This is a genomic window from Rhodoferax bucti (assembly GCF_005876985.1).
GTDB lineage: Bacteria > Pseudomonadota > Gammaproteobacteria > Burkholderiales > Burkholderiaceae_C > Allorhodoferax > Allorhodoferax bucti.
Map to the genome: position 1 here is coordinate 50,877 of NZ_VAHD01000001.1, position 17,022 is coordinate 67,898.

The following is a 17,022-nucleotide window of genomic DNA, read 5'->3' on the forward strand; positions in this document are numbered from 1 at the left end:
GCCCGAAGGCCCTTGTGTATTGAACGTATCCAGCTCTCTCCGCATCAGCGCGCGTCGGCTGGCACCGCCATGGTGGCCACTTGCTGGTCCAGCAGCACCTCGGGCTCCTGGGCTTCGATCTCCGTGGGGTTGGCCAGGCCTTGTTGCAGGCGCTGCATGTCCAGGTCCCCTGTCCACTTGGCGACCACCAAGGTCGCCACGCCATTGCCAACGAGGTTGGTCAGGGCGCGGGCTTCCGACATGAAGCGGTCAATACCCAAGATCAGCGCCAAGCCTGCGACCGGCACATGGCCCACGGCCGACAAAGTTGCCGCCAGCACAATAAAGCCGCTGCCGGTGATGCCCGCTGCGCCCTTGGAGGTGAGCAGCAACACGGCCAGCAAGGTGAGCTGCTGGGTCAGGTCCATGGGGGTGTCGGTGGCTTGCGCAATGAACACCGCCGCCATGGTCAGGTAGATAGAGGTGCCATCGAGGTTGAAGGAGTAGCCAGTCGGAATCACCAGGCCCACCACCGATTTGCGAGCGCCCAGGTTTTCCAGCTTTTCCATCATGCGGGGCAGCACCGACTCCGAGGACGAAGTGCCCAGCACGATCAGCAGCTCTTCCTTGATGTAGCGCACAAACTTCACGATGCTGAAACCGTGCAAGCGGCTGATGATGCCCAGCACGCCGAACACAAAAATCAGGCAGGTCACGTAGAACGCGCCCATCAACTTGCCCAGCGAGAACAACGAGTCCACGCCGTATTTGCCGATGGTGAAGGCCATGGCACCGAACGCACCAATGGGGGCCACCTTCATGATGATGCCGACGATGTCGAACAGCACGTGGGAGGTCTTTTCGATCAAATCAAACACCATGGTGCCGCGGCCGCCGAACTTGTGCAGCGCAAAGCCAAACAGCACCGAGAACAGCAGCACCTGCAGAATCTCGCCCTTGGCAAACGCATCAATCACCGAGGTAGGAATCACGTTGAGCAAAAAGTCCACGGTGCCCTGCATCTTGCCGGGCGCGGTGTAGGCCGCAATGCCCTTGGTGTCCAGCGACGCGGCATCCACATGCATGCCCGCGCCGGGTTGCAACACGTTCACCACGATCAAACCGATCACCAGTGCCAGCGTGGACACGATCTCAAAGTACAGCAGCGCCAGGCCGCCGGTCTTGCCGACCTTTTTCATGTCTTCCATGCCGGCAATGCCCACCACCACCGTGCAAAAGATGATGGGGGCAATGATCATCTTGATGAGCTTGATGAAGGCATCACCCAGCGGCTTCATGTCAGCGCCGGTCTGGGGGTAAAAATGCCCCAGCAGCACCCCGATGACCACCGCAGTGATCACCTGAACGTAAAGGGATTGGTAGAGCGGTTTGCGCCCGGAAGTCGAAGCCATAGCGTAGTTCTGCAGTCGAGGAATGAAAGGGCGCAACGATACGGCTCCACCCTTTGTGCGCCTACTGTGGCGTTCAACAGTAGGGTTAACCCTAGGACTTCCAGCGCCGGTAGGCGCCCCGCAACACCACCCCATGCAGGCCCAGCCACAGCCAGGGGTCCAGCACCGCATCGAACACATTGCCCGTGGGCAAGCGCAGCGCCACAAACAGCAGCACCGCCGCAGGTGCCAGCCATGCGGTCACTCGCAGGCAGGCCCCCGGTTGCAGCAAGGGCAGCAGCGCAAGCAACAGCACCCCGGCCACAGCGGCAGGGCCGAAGCCCAGGCCGTACACCGCCCACGGCAGTTGCGCAAATGTATCCAGCAGCAGCACCCAGCCCAGCAGCACCCCAGCCACGGCCAAGCCGGCCTCCGCTGGCAGGGTCGCCGGTGTAGCCCCAAGCAATGCCCGGCCGGGGCTCCGCAACGCGGGCCATGCCAACGCGCCACACGCCAATGCCAGCACCCCGCTAGGCGCCTGAAACGCTAGCCCCAACCAATACGCGCAGGAATACGGGCCGGGCAACAAGGCCCACAGCGCCAGCGCCGCAGCCACGGCACGCAGCACAGCCACCCGCGCGGTGAACCGCGTGGTCAACCGAGCGAGTACCGCCGTCACGCCTCCGGCAATCACCAGCGCCCAGCCGATCTGCAGCCACAGCTGCATCACGCCCAATGCAGGCAAGGCCGGCGCGCTCATGGCGTGCCTCCGGGGGCAAAGCGCTGCCAGGACAAGGTGGCCCGGTCCACGGTGTAAGCGAGCCACAAAGCGTCATCGGCCCACGCCATGGCGGGGTAGGAAAACTCGGCCTCCTCGGTGCCTTGGCGCAGGGTTTGCTGCCAGGTCCATTGCAGGCCATCGTGGCTGCGGCTCAGGTCCAGCTTGGCGCGGCCTTCCGGCGTGGGGTTGTGGGCCAGCAGCATTTGCTGCGGCCCCAGGCCAAAAGCGGCCACCGCCGAGTCGGGGTTGCCCAGGGGCAAATCGGGCAGGTCTTCCCAGCTCGCGCCGCCATCGCGGGTGCGGGCCGCGGTGACTTTGCCGTTGTGGCGCTCATCGCGCATCAGGGCCACCCACTCGGCTGGACTTTGGGCCACCACGGTGGGCTGGAGCTTGTAGGCCTGGGCAGAAATGCGCGTCATACCGGCAAACTCCCCCTGCGCATCCAGGCGCACTGCCACCGGGTACTTGAGGCCCAGCTCAAAGTGCACCGGCAGCACCATGCCCCCGTCTTGCAAAGGAAACGCGGCATTGCGCACCAGAAAGCTGGTGTTCCACAACCACGACAAAGGCAGCACCCGCACCGGCTCAAACGCCAGGTCTTGCAGCGCTTGCGACGCACTGCTTTGCCGCAGGTGCAGCACCCGGCTGGCCGCCCACCCGCCCCAACCGGTGGCCACCACAAACAGGTGCATGCGGCCCTGCCCGTCCATCCACGCTACCGGGTTGCCCAAGCGGCGCAGGCCGTGGCCCAGCACCTCGCCCATGGTTTCGCGGTTCACCACAAAGCGGGGCTCCAGCCAGCGGCCACTGGCGCGGTCCCACTGGGTGGCGGCAATTTGCACCAAGGGGCCGCTCTCGCGCTCCCCCGAAAACCAAAACAGGCTCAAGGCCGTGGCGCTGCTGGCCGGCATGGGCAGCAGGCTGCTGGCATGTGCCGCCTGGGTGCCGGGGGGCATGGGCACATCGCCCATGGCTACACGCTGCAACGAGGCCGCCTGCACCGGCTGGCCATGCACCGCAATAGCCGGCATCTGCGCCAAGGCCGGGCCGGGCGCGGCCGGGCGCACCCACGCATCCACAGCGAGCACCGCCGCTGCCAGGCCCAACACCAGTCCCGCACGTGCGGGAAAAGAAGAAAACAACATAGGGGGATCTTAGTGGCCGCTGGCACAGCCCCGGAAGCCGGACGACAATCTAGCGCTATGAAAACCCTGCTCTCCATCGCCCCCCTCGGGTTCCCCTGGCAAACCATGGACCCGTTTTTATTTTGCGTACACCACAACGACGCCTACCCCGCCGGCAATGCGCAGATGGCGCCGGACCCGGCCCTGCTGGCCGGCCGCAACATCGGCCAGGACTTTGCGGGCCAAGACGGCTGGAGCATGTACCACGGCGATACGGTGCCGGGCTTTCCTTCCCACCCACACCGGGGCTTTGAGACGGTGACCATCGTGCGCAATGGCCGCATCGACCACTCGGACTCGCTGGGCGCCACTGCCCGCTTTGGCGGCGGCGATGTGCAGTGGCTCACAGCGGGCAAAGGCATCGTGCACTGCGAGATGTTTCCACTGCTGCACACCGATGCGCCCAACTCCACCGAGCTGTTCCAGATCTGGGTGAACCTGCCGGCCAAAAACAAAATGGCCGAGCCGCACTTCACCATGTTTTGGCATGAAGACATTCCACGCATCACCGCCACCGACGCGCAAGGCAACACCACCCAAGTGGTCTGCATTGCCGGCAAGCTCCACGACAAGCAAGGCCTGCCACCGCCGCCTGATTCGTGGGCGAGCGAGCCGGATAGCGACCTCGGCATTTACACCATCCAACTCAGCCCCGGTGCGCAGTGGACACTGCCTGCGGCCCAGAGCGCCGATACCCGCCGCGTACTGTACTTTTTCAAAGGTGGCGCCTTGCAAGTAGCGGGTGAAGACGTGCCGGTGAAATCGGTGATGGTGGTACAAGCCGACCACGACTGCACTTTGGTGAATGGCGATGCCGAGAGCGAGCTGTTGGTGCTGCAGGCCCGCCCCATCGGCGAGCCGGTGGCGCAGTACGGCCCGTTTGTGATGAACACCCAGGCCGAAATTCACCAGGCTTTTGCCGACTACCGTCGCACCGAATTCGGCGGCTGGCCCTGGGGCGCCAACGACCCCGTGCACCCGCGCGACAAAGGCCGCTTTGCCAAGCACGCGGATGGGAAAGTAGAGGAACGAGGCTAGCCTAGCGGCAAATCAAGCCCCACGCTCCGCCGCTGCACGGAGCACGGTTTTCAGGGGCGAGGCACCAAGCCCGCCATGGTGTGGGCGGCGTCAGTACCCTGGCGTTCCAAGCCTTCGCGCACGGTGGTCTGGTTGGCGGGCGGCTGGTTCTGGCTGATCTTCCATTTGCCCACCCACTCGTCCACCACGATCTCGATGCCGACCACGGCCGCAATCATTTTTTCGGTGTAGTCGCGTGGCGCATCGTCCACGGCCCATGGCTGGGCCATGGGCGCTTCTTGCTGGGCGGTGATCTGCTGCATCTGGCTGCGGATCCAGGCCGCATCGTCATGCACCGTCAGCAGGCCTTTGGCATGGACCACTGCGTAGTTCCAAGTGGGCACCACCTTGCCATGCTCTGCCTTGGTGGCATACCAACCGGGGCTGATGTAGTGCTGCGGCCCCTGAAAAATCGCCAGCACCGGCATGCTCAGGTCGGTGTCTTTCCAAACCGGATTGGCGCGGGCCACGTGCCCCACCAGCGAGGTGCGGCCATCCGCGCCCGCCCGCAACACCAGTGGAATATGGTTCGCGTCCAAGCCTTTGGCGGAAAGGGTGACCAGCGTGGCCAAAGGGTGGCTCTGCACCAGCGCATGCAGCACCTCGGGGCGGGTTTCAACAAAGTGGGCGGGTTGGTACATGGCTCAGTTTCCGCCGATTTCCAACTCGGCCTGCGGCTTGGCATAGGCCGCCGGGCCGCCGGTTTTCACCGCGCCGAGGAACAGGCGCTCGGTCGGCAGCTTTTTGCCTGCCAAGTACTCTTTCACCGCCACCGCCCGCTGCAAAGCCAGGTCGCGGATGTCGTCTTCATTGGCGCTCAGGTTAGCCAGCAACAAGGCCTCCATGTCCGCCACCGGAATGTCCTTGGTGAGCCCCACCAGGTTGCGGGGCTTGGTGATATCAGCACGGCGGTAGACCGCGCGCAGCAAGGCCGGCATTTCCTCCGTCGTATAGCTGCTCACCGTGGCGGCGTCTTTGCCTTGGGCACTGGCAACTCGGCGCTTTTCGGCCACCAGCAGGGCCTTGAGTTTTTCACGCTTGGCGGCTTCGCGCTCGGCTTCCAGGTTGGCCGAGCCCACCACGGTGAGCTTGAGGGCGCTGCGGTCTTGTAGCGCCTGGGCCACCTTGTCGAGGCCGGCGCGGGCGCCATCGCTCAGAGCGGCGCTACCGGGCGCAAAGGTCACACTGCTCAACTCTGCCCCGCCACTGCCGCCAAAGGCATTGGCCAACAAGCTGAACGGCGCAGTGATGGCCTTGGTGACCAGGTTGGTGATCACCTTCCAGATGACCGGGCCAATGCGGAACTGCGGGTCGTTGAGCGAGCCGCTGATGGGCAGGTCCAGGTCAATCACGCCATTGCGGTCGGCCAGCAAAGCCACTGCCAGTTTGACCGGCAGGCTGGCGGGCGCGCCCTCCACCTTGTCGCCAAAAGTAAGCTGGTTGAGCACGAGCTTGTTGCTGGCGGTGAGTTGTCCGTCGGGTTGCACGGTGTAGCGCACATCCACACTGAGCTTGCCGCGCTCGATGCCATAGCCCGCGTACTTGACGGCGTAGGGCGACAGGGGCGAGAGCTCCAAGTCGCGCACCAGGCCGGTGATGTCCAGCGCCAGCGGCTGGGCCAGCGGGTTGAGCTTGCCCAAAATTTCGAGCGACGCGGTGCCCTCTGCCCGGCCACGCAGCTCCAAGTCGGCCAGTTGCACCACACCACTCGTGGGCTGGTTGGAGAAGCGGCTGAGCTTGCCGGTGAGGTCGGTGAGGTTGGCGGTGTAGTTGGGCTTGATGAAGCGGTCGGAAAACAGCACCCTGCCATTCACTAGGCTGATCGGGCCCATCTGGATCACGGGTGCCGGCCCCGCCGCCGCCTGCACTGGGGCAGGGCTGCTTGCCGTCGCAGTCACCGGCTTGGCGGTATCGCCTGCATTTGTCGGTGTGGCATTGGCCGGCTTGCTCACATCCTGCAGGTTCAGGCGCCCGTCCGGGCTCACGATCAAGCGGGCATAAAAATCGGACAAGGCCGCCTCGCGCACTTGCACTTTGGTGGCGGTGCCGGGGGACATGCTGAAGTCGATACCGGGCACGTTCAGCGCCTTCCAGCTCAGCAGCTCTTCGCCCAAGCTCTCAGCGCCCTTGCCGGTGGTGTTGGCCTTGAAGTCATCCAGCGCGGCATCGCCCCGGACGCTGACGTCCGGCCCGGCCGCCAGAGCGGCGTAGCGGATCTGGCCTTTGAAACTGGTGTCGGCGCGCAGCACGTCCAGGTTGAGCGCGCCACCGGCGTAGGCGGCAAAGGCGTGCGCGGGCAGGTCCACCACCTCCACATCGCCCTGGGCGACCACCGGGTCCCACATCACGCTGCCCGTGTAGCGCAGGCTGCCCGCGGCGGCCTGGCCGGATTTGAGCTTGCCCGCCACTTGCAAAGGCATGGGCTTTTTGCCTTCGGGCTGGATGTTTTTGGCCTGCACCTGCAAGTTGCTCAACTCCACCCGCACCGGGCGCGCAGGCACGCGGTCAGAGAACACCACATGGCCCTCGTCGAGCTTGAACTCCCCCACATTCAGCTTCCACGGGGGCGGCGATTTGGGTGCACCCGCTACCGGCGTGGCGGCGGTAGCCTCGGTGGGCTTGAGCCAACTCTCAAACATCCAATGCCCGTCCGCATCCCGGCGCACGCCGCTGCTGGGCTTTTGCAGCAGCACTTTGCCCACGGTGGCCGTGCGGGCCAAGGTGTCCAGCCGCACATCGCTCACCTCCAGCAGCTTGAATTGGGGCCTGTCGCCCGAGCTGGCGTTACCGGCAGCGCTCGCGGTTGCCGCTGCCGTCGCGGCGGTGCCCGGCGCGGCAAGTGCGCCCACCAAGGCCACATCCCGCAAGGCCAACTTTTGCACCACGGCGGTTTGGCGCTCGCCGTCCCAAGCCACGCTGAGCTGGGTGTCAGCCTGGCCACGCAAGGTAGGCACCAGGTACGGGGCCACATAGCCGGAGACCAACCCCAGCCCGAAGTCCGACACGCTCAGCGCCGCTTTGCCGCTGGCCACCGTGCCCTCACCTTGCAGGCTGAGGGTGGCGGACGGCACCTTGGCGGCACCAGACGCCAAAGATTGCAGGCGCGCCTTGAAGTCCAGGCTGGCAGCCTCCGTCATGGGCCACTGCACATGGGACACCGTGGCATTCGCCTCGCGCAAGCCCAAGCGGGTGGCGGGGGCGGTGGTCTGGTCGGTCCAATCCACCGCGGCATCGCGCAGCGCCAGGGTGTCGAGCTGCACACTCCAGGCGGCGGGGGCTGCCGTTTGAGTGTCTTTTGTGCCGCTAGCGCTCGCTACATTTGCGGGAGTAGCTATCTTTTTAGGAGCATTTTTCTGGGCAACGGGTGCAGACAGCAGGTTCAGCTTGCCATCGGCGGACTGCACTACGTTGAGCTGCGGGGCCTTGAACTCCACGGTGGAGAGCTTCACGCTGCGCTCCAGCGGGCGCACATCGGCCAAGCCCACTTGCAGGCTGTCGGCAGAGAGCAGGGGCTTGCCCGCCGCGTCCTGCACCGAAATGCGGCTGACAGTGACCGAGCCGGACAGCGTGACCGCCGTTTGCGGGTTTTGCACAAAGCCGATTTTCAAGGCCGCGTCCACCACCGCACTCTGCGGCTTCACCGGCAAGCCGGCGGGCAGGTAGGGCAAATAGGGCGCGAGGTCGAGCTGCTGGATGGTGATTTCCGCCTCGCCCTTGCGGGTTTGGGCAAACGGGGTGCCTTGCGCGGCGGTATCAAATTTGCTGCCGTTGAGCACCAAAGCCAGGCGGGGAGACACCAGCACATCGCGCTTGGAGTCGAAGCTGCTCAAAAACGGCAGGCTGATCTGCAGGTCGTGCACCGTGTGGCGGCGCTCGCCACCGCCGGCCTGGTCCAGGTAATCCACGCCGCCACCGGTCAGCGTCACGTTGTAGACGGCAAAGCGGGGTGTGGGGCCGGCGGGGGTGTCATCCGGCGTGTTGAGGCGCTGCACGATGTCGTCGATGTCGTACTGCCCGGACCCCAGGTGGGTCAGGTGCACCTTGGGGCCGTCAATCGCCACCGCATCCACCACCGGCGCCAGGCGCAGCAAGGATTGCAGCTCAGCATCCACGTACACCCGGTCTACCGAGAATTGGGGGCTCTTGCCATCGGCCGTTGCCACTGCCAGATCACGCACCGTGAGCTCGAGCGACCAGGGCGAGAACCCCACCCCGCCCACCGTGACCTGCCGCCCCAGCAGCGTGCTCAAGCGGCTCTGTGCCTGACTTTTGAGCAAGGGGGGCACGGCCGCCCAGGCCAGCACCCACAGCACGAGCAAGCCGGCCAGGCCCCACGCCAAACGGCGAAGCCACAGGGAAACAGCGGGAGAAAGTGAAGTCATGGCAGCGGGCTCATTGATAAGGTGCACCCAGATGGTACCCAAGCGCCATGGCAGACGCACCGCAGCTTAAGCGCCAGAGTTTTGACGTGCATCAATCCGCCCAGCAACACAACGTGGGAAGCTCGCGCCCAGCCCGAGGAAACACCCCATGAAACACAGCAGCCTGGACATCATCAAAGACGAGCACGCCGCGCTCAAAGCCATGTTGCAGTCGCTCACCATGATGCTGGACCGGGGACCGGGCGATGAGCCGGAGAACTTTTTTGACGTGGTGCGGGCCATGCTCTTCTACATTGACGAGTTTCCCGAAAAGCTGCACCACCCCAAGGAGTCCAACCTGCTCTTCCCCCGCGTGGCCCGGCTGGCACCCGAGGCCATGGAAGCCATCATCCAGCTCGAAGAAGACCACGCCCATAGCGAAAACGCGGTGCGCGACCTGCAGCACCTGCTGCTGGGTTGGGAGCTTATCGGCGAGAGCCGCCGCGCAGCCTTTGACACCGCCGTGCGCCGCTATGTGCAGGCCTACCTGGCCCATATGCAACTGGAAGAAACCGCCATCCTGCCCATCGCCCAGAGCGTGTTGGGCGATGCCGACTGGGCGGAGCTGGACGCCGCCTTCGAGGCCAACCGCGACCCCTTGGCCACCAAAGGCCAGCGCGACCCGGTGTATGACCGCCTGTTCACCCGCATCGTCATGCGGGCGCCCGCCCCCATTGGCGTGGGCGAGGCCTGACTGAGAAGGTTCGCGCTAGCGCCTGAAACGCAGCGCCAAGGCCTGCTGCGCCACGCAGCGCCCCTGCACCTTGCCGCCCTCGATACCGCTGCGGAAGTGGATACCAGCGTACATGCGAGAGATGGCCGCCTCGTCTGCCGCAACCTTGAAGCTGGCAAAGGTGCGCGGGCCCCAGCCCCGGTCGTTGTGGGTGTTGTCGGTAAACGGCTTGTTGGCACCAAACACCTGCTCCAGCACCCCGGCCGCCGCGCTGGACTGCACCGAGTGGCCTGAGGGGTATTCCGGGAAGGGTGGTGTGTGCATCAGCGTGGGCACCCAGTTGCTGTCGATCACGAGCTGCACATAGGTCACCGGCCGCAGCAGATTCACGGTGTATTTGATTTTCCAGCCGGCAATAAACGCATCAGCCATTGCGATATTGAGTTGCGCATAGGTTTGCGCGGCCATGGCCAGTGAGGCCTTGTTGTGCTTGAGCAGGTCACCAGCGATGAACGCCCAATGGCCGGCCGGTGTGGGGGTTTTGAGCGGGTCATCCGCCCAATAAAGCGCCACCTGCCGCTGCTCTTGCGTGGCCTGGTTGCTCACCCGGTAGACCTCTTGTGCCTCTCGGTAAAACGCGGAGCCCGGCGCCTCGGAGTAAGCCGGCAGAGGCGGAGCCGCGCACGCGCTGCCGCTTTTGAGGACAAAGGGGCGCACATCGCCCCACCAGGGCAACAACGCAGGTGCAAACGCCGGTGGAGTGGCCGACCACTGGCCCTCGCCACTGGGTGGCACATAGTTTTGCTGGTTGCGCCGCAGCGGGCCCCAGGCCTCGTGGCCGCCATCGGTGCGCGCCCAAGTCATGACCGCCATGGCCATGAGCTTGCCAAAGGTTTCAGACCGGTTGGTGATCTCGGGGGTAACCGTGTTGGGGTCAAAGTCCTGGCTGTACTTGAGCGGCAGGCTGCGCTCCAGCAAATCGATGCGCGCCTTGTTTTCGGCACTGGCGGTGGGAAACATCATGCGCGTCATGGTGGCCATGGCGGCGTTGGCCACCGTGGGCCAGTGCAAGGCCTCATCGGGCTGGGCCCAGGGCAAAGACTGCAGTTCGTTCAACTGCCCCGCCAGACTCTGGTGCTGCGGCATGCCGGGCACCACCGACTCATACAGCGTGAGCCCCAAATACGCCAAGGCACGTGACGCCACCGGCGGGCTGAAGCCCGGGGTTTGCTGGGTCAACAGCAGCGCCAGGCTGAACCACTCGGTGGCCACGCTGGCGCTGTAGTCCTGCGCCGGGCGGGCCGCGGGGCTCACGCTTTGTGCCGGAGCCAGCGCCGCAGTGCAGGCCAACCAGGCACCCAGGGCCAGGGTGAGGAGTGTTTTTTTCATGGTGCTTTCCAAGCCTGCAAGCCTGCATCAGAGAGTTGGTAAAAAGCGTCTGCCGCTGCGAGCACCCAAGGGCTCCAGGCACCGCCTGGCCACTGCACCCGCAGTTGCACGCGGGTGGCTTCGCCCAGGCCAAAGTGCATCCACCCCACGTGGCCACTGGCATGCCCACCGCCCACGGTGAGCTCCTGGCGGATGACGGGTGCGTTCTCGCCCTCGCCCAGCCGCAGCTCCACCCATGCGCCCACGGCATCGCGGTTGCCAGTGGCTTGCTGCAAACGCAGTTGCAGCCAGTGCCCGCCGCCTGCCGCCGCACCGCTGTGGGTTTGGCGCCAGACCTGCGCTTTGTCCCAGCGGTTCACCACCAGCACATCCAGCAAGCCATCGCCATTCAAGTCCACCACCATGCCACCACGCCCGCGCTTGAAGCTGGCCAAGCCCGCTTGGCTACCCGCCTCCACGAAATTGCCATCGAGCTTTTGCAGCAGCAGGTTGTTGGGGTCCAGCGTCGCAAAGTCGGGCATGGTGGACACATTGCCTTTGACGATGAACAGGTCGACCAGGCCATCGTTGTTCATATCGGCAAACTGCGCGTGCCAGGCGGTGCTGGGGTGCACGTCGCCCCCCACATAAGGTCGGTGGGCGGTGACGCCACGCTTGAAGGCCACATCGATGTAGCGCGGCTGGGCCGCACCGGCTTCCAGGGTTTGCAGCTTGTTGTCAGACATGCTGGTCAAAAACACCTCGGGGTAACCATCGCCATTGAGATCGTGGCTGGCAATGCCCATGCCCCAGATTTGCAGCGGCTTCCAACCTTCATTCGCGGTGTAAAGGACAGGGGGCTCACCGGGTGGCAGCCGCCACAGTTGCTCCTCACCGCCTTTGTAGTACTCGCGGTCGTTGCTCACGCGCAAGGCGGCCTGGCCCGAGCGGTTCCAGTCCGAAAACAGCATGGACAGCGCGCAGTGGCCCGGCACCAGCGGCGTGGCGCTGCGGTAGCCGCCGCCCTCCTTGGGGCGCAACAGCAGGCCAGGCGTGCAACTGCCCCAGGGGAACTCGGGTTTGCTGCGGTCGGCGTAAGTGCCAAAGGCCAGCGTGGGCCACGTTTGCCCGCGCTCCCAGGTGGCCGAGAAAGCGGTGTGCCAGCCGTTGCCGGTGTGGATGTTCCAGGCGTCGTTGGCTTTTTCAAACTTGCACTGGCCCAGCCCTTTGAACACCTGCACTTCGCCCACGCGCAGTACCACCAGGTCGGTCTGGCCATCGCCATCGATGTCCAGCGGGTAGGCGCCGATGGCGTTGGTCAGCTCCAGGCCGGAGCGCTCTTCCTGCAGTTTGAGCGCGCTGCCCCGCGCACTGCGGTTGCGGTAGAACTTGGCTTTGTTGACCCCGGCGGTCACGTACACCTCGGGCAGGCCATCCGCATCGCAATCGAAGGTGGCCACGCCGCCGCCCACCATGTATTCGCCCTCGCCTTCAAAGCGGCTTTGCAGGCCGGCAGTGTCCGTCTCTTCCACAAAGCGCGGGGTCGCGGGCAGCGGTGCGGGGTCTGCCGCATGGGCCCCTTGGGCCGCACACAGCAGCAGGGCCAGCAAACGGCCTGCGGGCAGAGAAAACAGAGGGTTGGCGCGCACGCTGCAAACCTTTATGAAATATGAAAGAAGGGGCCGATCTTATTAAGTTCGATGAATAAACTATGTCGGGTTTATCCCTATTCGCGTCTTTTGTGAAGGCGCCAACAATTAGTTCATCGCAAAAACTAAGTGCGCAAATCTGCTGCAAGTTGTGCGATGGCTCTCAAGAGTCTTTCCAAAACCACAGGCCCGGGACGGGCCGATCCACTGGAGACAACGATGAAATTGAAAACAAGCCTGACCGCATTGGCCCTGAGCATGGCCGCTGCCGGAGCGTTTGCCCAAGTTGTGGGCGTGAGCTGGTCCAACTTCCAGGAAGAACGCTGGAAGACCGACGAAGCCGCCATCAAAGCCCAACTCGCCAAAGACGGCGCCAGCTACATCAGCGCAGACGCCGGCGGCTCGCCCGAGAAGCAGTTGGCCGACATCGACAGCCTGATCGCCAAAGGCGCCAAGGCCCTGATCATTCTGGCCATGGACAAGGACGCCATCCTGCCCGCCATCAACAAGGCCGCGCAGCAAAAGATCCCGGTGGTGGCGTATGACCGCCTGATTGAAGCGCCCGGCGTGTTCTACATCACCTTCGACAACGTGGAAGTGGGCCGCATGCAGGCACGCGCCATTCTGGAAGCCAAGCCCAAGGGCAACTACGTGATGATCAAGGGCTCGCCTACCGACCCCAATGCCAACTTCCTGCGCGGTGGCCAGCAAGAAATCATTGACGCTGCGGTGAAGAAGGGCGACATCAAGATCGTGGGCGAGGAGTACACCGACGGCTGGAAGCCCGAAGTCGCCCAAAAGAACATGGAGCAAATCATCACCAAGACGGGCGGCAAGATTGACGCCGTGGTGGCCTCCAACGACGGCACCGCCGGTGGCGTGGTGGCTGCTTTGACTGCCAAGGGCATCAAGGGCATTCCGGTGTCCGGCCAGGACGGTGACCATGCTGCGCTGAACCGCGTGGCTTTGGGCAGCCAGACCGTGTCGGTGTGGAAAGACGCGCGCGACCTAGGCCGTGACGCTGCCGCCGCAGCGGTAGTGCTGGCCAAGGGCCAAAAAGTAGCCTCCGCCCAGACCTGGAGCGGTGGTGAGAAGAAAGTGGCTCTGCAAGCCCAGTTCTTGAAGCCCGTGCCCATTACCGCCAAGAACCTCGATGTGGTCGTAAAAGCCGGCTGGATCAAAAAAGATGACCTGTGCAAGGGAGTGGATACCGCCAAGGGCCCAGCAGCTTGCAAGTAATTTGCGTCTCTCTCTGAGTTAGTTGAAGCCCTCGAACCGCGGGCTGGGGTCAGCCCGCGGTTTTTTTATGTCTTGCGGAGAACGCATGTGAATCCCGTTTTGAACTCCTTGAAACAGGCGACCATTGATTGGCGTCTGGTGATGATGGGCACTGTGCTGGCAGCCATTGCCATCGTGTTCAACATCCTGTCCGGCGGACTGTTTATGTCCCCTGAGAACCTCTACAACATTGCCCAGCAAACCGCTGTGGTCGGCGTCGTGGCTACCGTGGTGGTGCTGATCATCGTGGCCCGCCATATCGACCTGTCGGTAGGCTCGGTCATGGGCTTCGTGGGGGTGCTGATTGCCACCCTCATGTACACCGGCGGCTGGCACTGGGCGACGGCCTCGCTGGCGGGCTTGGCGGTGGCGATCGCCGTGTCGCTCTACCAGGGCGCACTCACCGCCAAGCTGGGCGTGCCGTCTTTCGTGGTCACGCTGGGCGGGCTGATGTCGTTTCGCGGCGCGGCCTTTCTGGTGGCCGATGGCAAAACCCAGCCTGTCAACGACCTGTTTTTTCAGCGCTTGGGTGGCGGCTTTGATGGCGCCATCGGCGTGACCCCGAGCTGGGTGCTTGCCGCTGTGATTGTTGCAGCGCTGGTGATGCAAATGTGGAGCAAGCGCCGCGCCAAAGCCTCGTACGACGTGCCCAACAACCCGCTGTGGCTGGATGCGGCCATCGTGCTGGTGCCCGTGGTCATCGTGCTGGGGTTTGTGGCCGCCATGAACGCCTACCAAATCCCCAGCAAGGATGCGCCGCAGGGCGTTCCGATTCCGGTGCTGATTTGGGGGGTAGTGGCCTTGCTGCTGTCCTTCATCGTGCACCGCACCCGCTTTGGCCGCTATGTGTTTGCCATGGGCGGCAACCCCGAAGCAGCTGCGCTTGTGGGCATACCGGTGCGCAAAGTGACCCTCATGCTGTTTGCGCTGATGGGGGTGCTCATTACCGTGGCGGCCATCGTGTCCATCGCCCGGCTCAACGCCGGCACCAACTCGCTGGGCACCAGCATGGAGCTGTATGTGATTGCGGCGGCCGTCATCGGCGGCACCGCGCTGGCCGGCGGCAGCGGCTCCATCATGGGCTCCGTGCTGGGAGCGCTCATCATGCAAAGCATTGACAGCGGCATGCTGCTGCTGGACGTATCCATTGGGGTGCGCTACGTGATCATCGGGCAGGTTTTGATTGCAGCGGTGGTGTTTGATGTGATTTATCGCCGTGTGACAGGAGACACCGTATGAGCCAACACCCGCAACCTCTGGTGGAGATGCGCAACATCCGCAAGGCCTTTGGTGGCGTGCATGCGGTGGAAGACGTCAGCATCAACCTCTACCCCGGCGAAGTCGTGGCGCTGCTGGGCCACAACGGGGCCGGCAAATCCACTCTCATGAAAATGCTGGCAGGCGCTTACCCGATCGATAGCGGCGAAGTCCGCATTCAGGGCGAAATCGCTGCCATCCGCACCCCGGTTGATGCCCAGCGCTGCGGCATTGAGTCCATCTACCAGACCTTGGCGCTCGCCGACAACCTGGACTCGGTGGCCAACCTGTTTTTGGGCCGCGAACTGCTGACCCGCTGGAACACGCTGGACGACCACCGCATGGACGCCGAAGCGAGAAAAGTGTTTCACCGCCTCAACAAAAATTTTAAAAACGTGCGCACTCCGGTGCACCGCCTATCGGGCGGGCAGCGCCAGGTGGTGGCGATTTCGCGGGCGATTTACTTCAATGCCAAGATCCTCATCATGGACGAACCCACCGCCGCCCTGGGCCCGGAAGAAACCGCGATGGTGGGCAACCTGGTCAAGCAACTCAAGGCCGAAGGGGTGGGCATTTTTCTCATCACCCACGACATGCCGGACGTGTTTGGCCTCAGTGACCGGCTGGCGGTGATGAAAAATGGAAAATTAGTAGGCACTTATCGCACGACAGACGTGGCGGAAGACGAAGTTCTTGGCATGATCATCGCGGGGAAACAACCCGAAGGGAAAGTGCAAACCCACACTCTGTAACACTGCACAGCCCCACCCCTACTGCGACACCATGAAAACCACCGGCGACCAACAATTAGTCAAACGCATCAACCGCAGTGTGCTGCTGCGGCTGCTGCGGGCGCGCCCGGGCCTGTCCCGGGCCCAGTTGGCGGCGGAAAGCGGGCTGACCAAGTCCACCGTCAGCCTGCTGGTGCGCGAGCTCATGGACGAAGGCTGGGTCACCGAAACCGAGGTGCCCGCCGCCCAGGGCTTGGGGCGCCCCTCCACCCCCCTGCACATTGACGCCCGCTACCGGGGGCTGATCGGTGTGGAAGTGGCGGTAGAAGCGCTGCGCGTGGTGGGCGTATCGCTCAGCGGCCAAGTGCTGTGCGCCACCGAAGAAGGGCTCATTGGCACCCAACCCGAAGAGGTTTGCCGCCAGGCCGCGCGCCTGATTGCGCGCACCTACACCCAGCTGCAGCAACGCAACATGGAGCTCACCGGTGTGGGCGTGGGCCTGCCCGGTGCGTTTGACGAAGCCACGGGCATGCTGCGCTTTGCCCCCAACCTGGGCTGGCGCAATGTGGACTTTTTGCCCCAGATCACCCAGGCATTGGCCCAAGCCAAACTGCCCGAAGTGCAAGTGCATGTGCAAAACGAGGCCGACACCGCCGCCCTGAGCGAATACGAGTTTTCCGACGGCGATGCCAAAGACTCGTTGATCTTCGTGACTTGCGGCGCCGGTGTGGGCGCCGGCATTGTGCTCAACGACCGGCTGTTTACCGGCATACAAGGCATGGCCGGCGAAATCGGCCACAGCATTCTGCAAATAGACGGGCCCCTGTGCTCCTGCGGACGCAAGGGCTGTGCCGAAACCTTTTTTGGCGCCCGCACCCTGAGCAAGCTGCCCGACCCTTCGCAAGGCGGCCACTACCTGGGCGTGGTGTTGCAAAACCTGTGGACCACCTTCAACCCCAGCACCTTGGTGGTGGGCGGCCCATCGTGTGACACCTACCCCGGCATCGTCAAAACTGCGCAAGAAACCCTGCAACGCTACGCCGCAGCGGCCGGCATGGTGGCGCCCCCGCTGCGCGCCGCACGCTACGGGCTGCTGGCCTCGGCCGTAGGCGCCGCTGCCTTGGTGCTGCACCACGAGCTGCGCCCCATGCACACCCGTACCCCCTCGGTGCAGGCCCGCCTGCCCGAGGACGACCCCCTTTCTCTCTCCACGACAACTACGACGGTTTAACT

The 17,022-nt window shown here is 64.1% G+C and carries 13 protein-coding genes; 6 read left to right on the forward strand and 7 right to left on the reverse strand.

The features are described from left to right. Positions 1-44 precede the first annotated feature (44 nt). The 3 genes from FDM28_RS00265 to FDM28_RS00275 form a co-directional block, all read right to left on the reverse strand. Positions 45-1,391, reverse strand: coding sequence for a dicarboxylate/amino acid:cation symporter (locus FDM28_RS00265; RefSeq protein ID WP_138511913.1), 1,347 nt, complete (start codon positions 1,389-1,391; stop codon positions 45-47). A 91-nt stretch (positions 1,392-1,482) separates the two neighbouring features. Further along, positions 1,483-2,130, reverse strand: coding sequence for a hypothetical protein (locus FDM28_RS00270; RefSeq protein WP_138511915.1), 648 nt, complete (start codon positions 2,128-2,130; stop codon positions 1,483-1,485). Next, positions 2,127-3,296 (reverse strand): exo-alpha-sialidase, encoded by a 1,170-nt coding sequence (locus FDM28_RS00275; RefSeq protein ID WP_138511917.1) that lies wholly within the window; start codon positions 3,294-3,296, stop codon positions 2,127-2,129. The genes FDM28_RS00270 and FDM28_RS00275 overlap by 4 nt, the downstream gene beginning before the upstream one ends. A gap of 57 nt (positions 3,297-3,353) precedes the next feature. Between FDM28_RS00275 and FDM28_RS00280 the strand changes: the two genes are divergently transcribed. Further along, positions 3,354-4,373 carry a pirin family protein gene (locus FDM28_RS00280; RefSeq protein WP_138511919.1) on the forward strand — a complete coding sequence of 340 codons (1,020 nt, stop codon included), beginning with the start codon at positions 3,354-3,356 and terminating at the stop codon, positions 4,371-4,373. Positions 4,374-4,423: 50 nt separating this feature from the next. On the opposite strand, the gene FDM28_RS00285 is transcribed toward FDM28_RS00280, so the two are convergent. Together FDM28_RS00285 and FDM28_RS00290 are read right to left on the reverse strand one after the other, a co-directional pair. After that, on the reverse strand, positions 4,424-5,053 hold the full coding sequence (locus tag FDM28_RS00285; RefSeq protein WP_138511921.1) for an FMN-binding negative transcriptional regulator: 630 nt from the start codon (positions 5,051-5,053) through the stop codon (positions 4,424-4,426). Between the two features lie 3 nt (positions 5,054-5,056). Further along, complete coding sequence (locus tag FDM28_RS00290; protein WP_240791851.1) at positions 5,057-8,794, reverse strand: DUF748 domain-containing protein; 3,738 nt, start codon at positions 8,792-8,794, stop codon at positions 5,057-5,059. Positions 8,795-8,942: 148 nt separating this feature from the next. Here FDM28_RS00290 and FDM28_RS00295 point away from each other — a divergent pair, with 148 nt between their 5' ends. Next, positions 8,943-9,527: a hemerythrin domain-containing protein gene (locus FDM28_RS00295; RefSeq protein WP_138511923.1), complete on the forward strand. Its 585-nt coding sequence runs from the start codon at positions 8,943-8,945 to the stop codon at positions 9,525-9,527. Positions 9,528-9,542: 15 nt separating this feature from the next. Here the strand turns inward: FDM28_RS00295 and FDM28_RS00300 are convergent, their stop codons facing one another. Together FDM28_RS00300 and FDM28_RS00305 are read right to left on the reverse strand one after the other, a co-directional pair. After that, positions 9,543-10,895: a vanadium-dependent haloperoxidase gene (locus tag FDM28_RS00300; protein ID WP_138511925.1), complete on the reverse strand. Its 1,353-nt coding sequence runs from the start codon at positions 10,893-10,895 to the stop codon at positions 9,543-9,545. Continuing rightward, positions 10,892-12,523 carry a CRTAC1 family protein gene (locus FDM28_RS00305; RefSeq protein WP_240791852.1) on the reverse strand — a complete coding sequence of 544 codons (1,632 nt, stop codon included), beginning with the start codon at positions 12,521-12,523 and terminating at the stop codon, positions 10,892-10,894. Before FDM28_RS00305 ends, FDM28_RS00300 begins: the two co-directional genes overlap by 4 nt. 219 nt (positions 12,524-12,742) lie before the next feature. Between FDM28_RS00305 and xylF the strand changes: the two genes are divergently transcribed. The 4 genes from xylF (at position 12,743) to FDM28_RS00325 (ending at position 17,020) form a co-directional block, all read left to right on the forward strand. After that, complete coding sequence (gene xylF / locus FDM28_RS00310; protein ID WP_138511926.1) at positions 12,743-13,762, forward strand: D-xylose ABC transporter substrate-binding protein; 1,020 nt, start codon at positions 12,743-12,745, stop codon at positions 13,760-13,762. A 141-nt stretch (positions 13,763-13,903) separates the two neighbouring features. Further along, positions 13,904-15,040 carry an ABC transporter permease subunit gene (locus FDM28_RS00315; RefSeq protein WP_138514151.1) on the forward strand — a complete coding sequence of 379 codons (1,137 nt, stop codon included), beginning with the start codon at positions 13,904-13,906 and terminating at the stop codon, positions 15,038-15,040. Next, positions 15,037-15,810 carry an ATP-binding cassette domain-containing protein gene (locus tag FDM28_RS00320; RefSeq protein WP_138511928.1) on the forward strand — a complete coding sequence of 258 codons (774 nt, stop codon included), beginning with the start codon at positions 15,037-15,039 and terminating at the stop codon, positions 15,808-15,810. Before FDM28_RS00315 ends, FDM28_RS00320 begins: the two co-directional genes overlap by 4 nt. 31 nt (positions 15,811-15,841) lie before the next feature. Continuing rightward, complete coding sequence (locus FDM28_RS00325) at positions 15,842-17,020, forward strand: ROK family transcriptional regulator (RefSeq protein ID WP_138511930.1); 1,179 nt, start codon at positions 15,842-15,844, stop codon at positions 17,018-17,020. Positions 17,021-17,022 lie beyond the last annotated feature (2 nt).

Coding starts and splice junctions, on each gene's coding strand:
- FDM28_RS00265 (WP_138511913.1), bottom strand. CDS start 1,391: ATGGCTTCGACTTCCGGGCGCAAACCGCTCTACCAATCCCTTTACGTT.
- FDM28_RS00270 (WP_138511915.1), bottom strand. CDS start 2,130: ATGAGCGCGCCGGCCTTGCCTGCATTGGGCGTGATGCAGCTGTGGCTG.
- FDM28_RS00275 (WP_138511917.1), bottom strand. CDS start 3,296: ATGTTGTTTTCTTCTTTTCCCGCACGTGCGGGACTGGTGTTGGGCCTG.
- FDM28_RS00280 (WP_138511919.1), top strand. CDS start 3,354: ATGAAAACCCTGCTCTCCATCGCCCCCCTCGGGTTCCCCTGGCAAACC.
- FDM28_RS00285 (WP_138511921.1), bottom strand. CDS start 5,053: ATGTACCAACCCGCCCACTTTGTTGAAACCCGCCCCGAGGTGCTGCAT.
- FDM28_RS00290 (WP_240791851.1), bottom strand. CDS start 8,794: ATGACTTCACTTTCTCCCGCTGTTTCCCTGTGGCTTCGCCGTTTGGCG.
- FDM28_RS00295 (WP_138511923.1), top strand. CDS start 8,943: ATGAAACACAGCAGCCTGGACATCATCAAAGACGAGCACGCCGCGCTC.
- FDM28_RS00300 (WP_138511925.1), bottom strand. CDS start 10,895: ATGAAAAAAACACTCCTCACCCTGGCCCTGGGTGCCTGGTTGGCCTGC.
- xylF (WP_138511926.1), top strand. CDS start 12,743: ATGAAATTGAAAACAAGCCTGACCGCATTGGCCCTGAGCATGGCCGCT.
- FDM28_RS00315 (WP_138514151.1), top strand. CDS start 13,904: ATGATGGGCACTGTGCTGGCAGCCATTGCCATCGTGTTCAACATCCTG.
- FDM28_RS00320 (WP_138511928.1), top strand. CDS start 15,037: ATGAGCCAACACCCGCAACCTCTGGTGGAGATGCGCAACATCCGCAAG.
- FDM28_RS00325 (WP_138511930.1), top strand. CDS start 15,842: ATGAAAACCACCGGCGACCAACAATTAGTCAAACGCATCAACCGCAGT.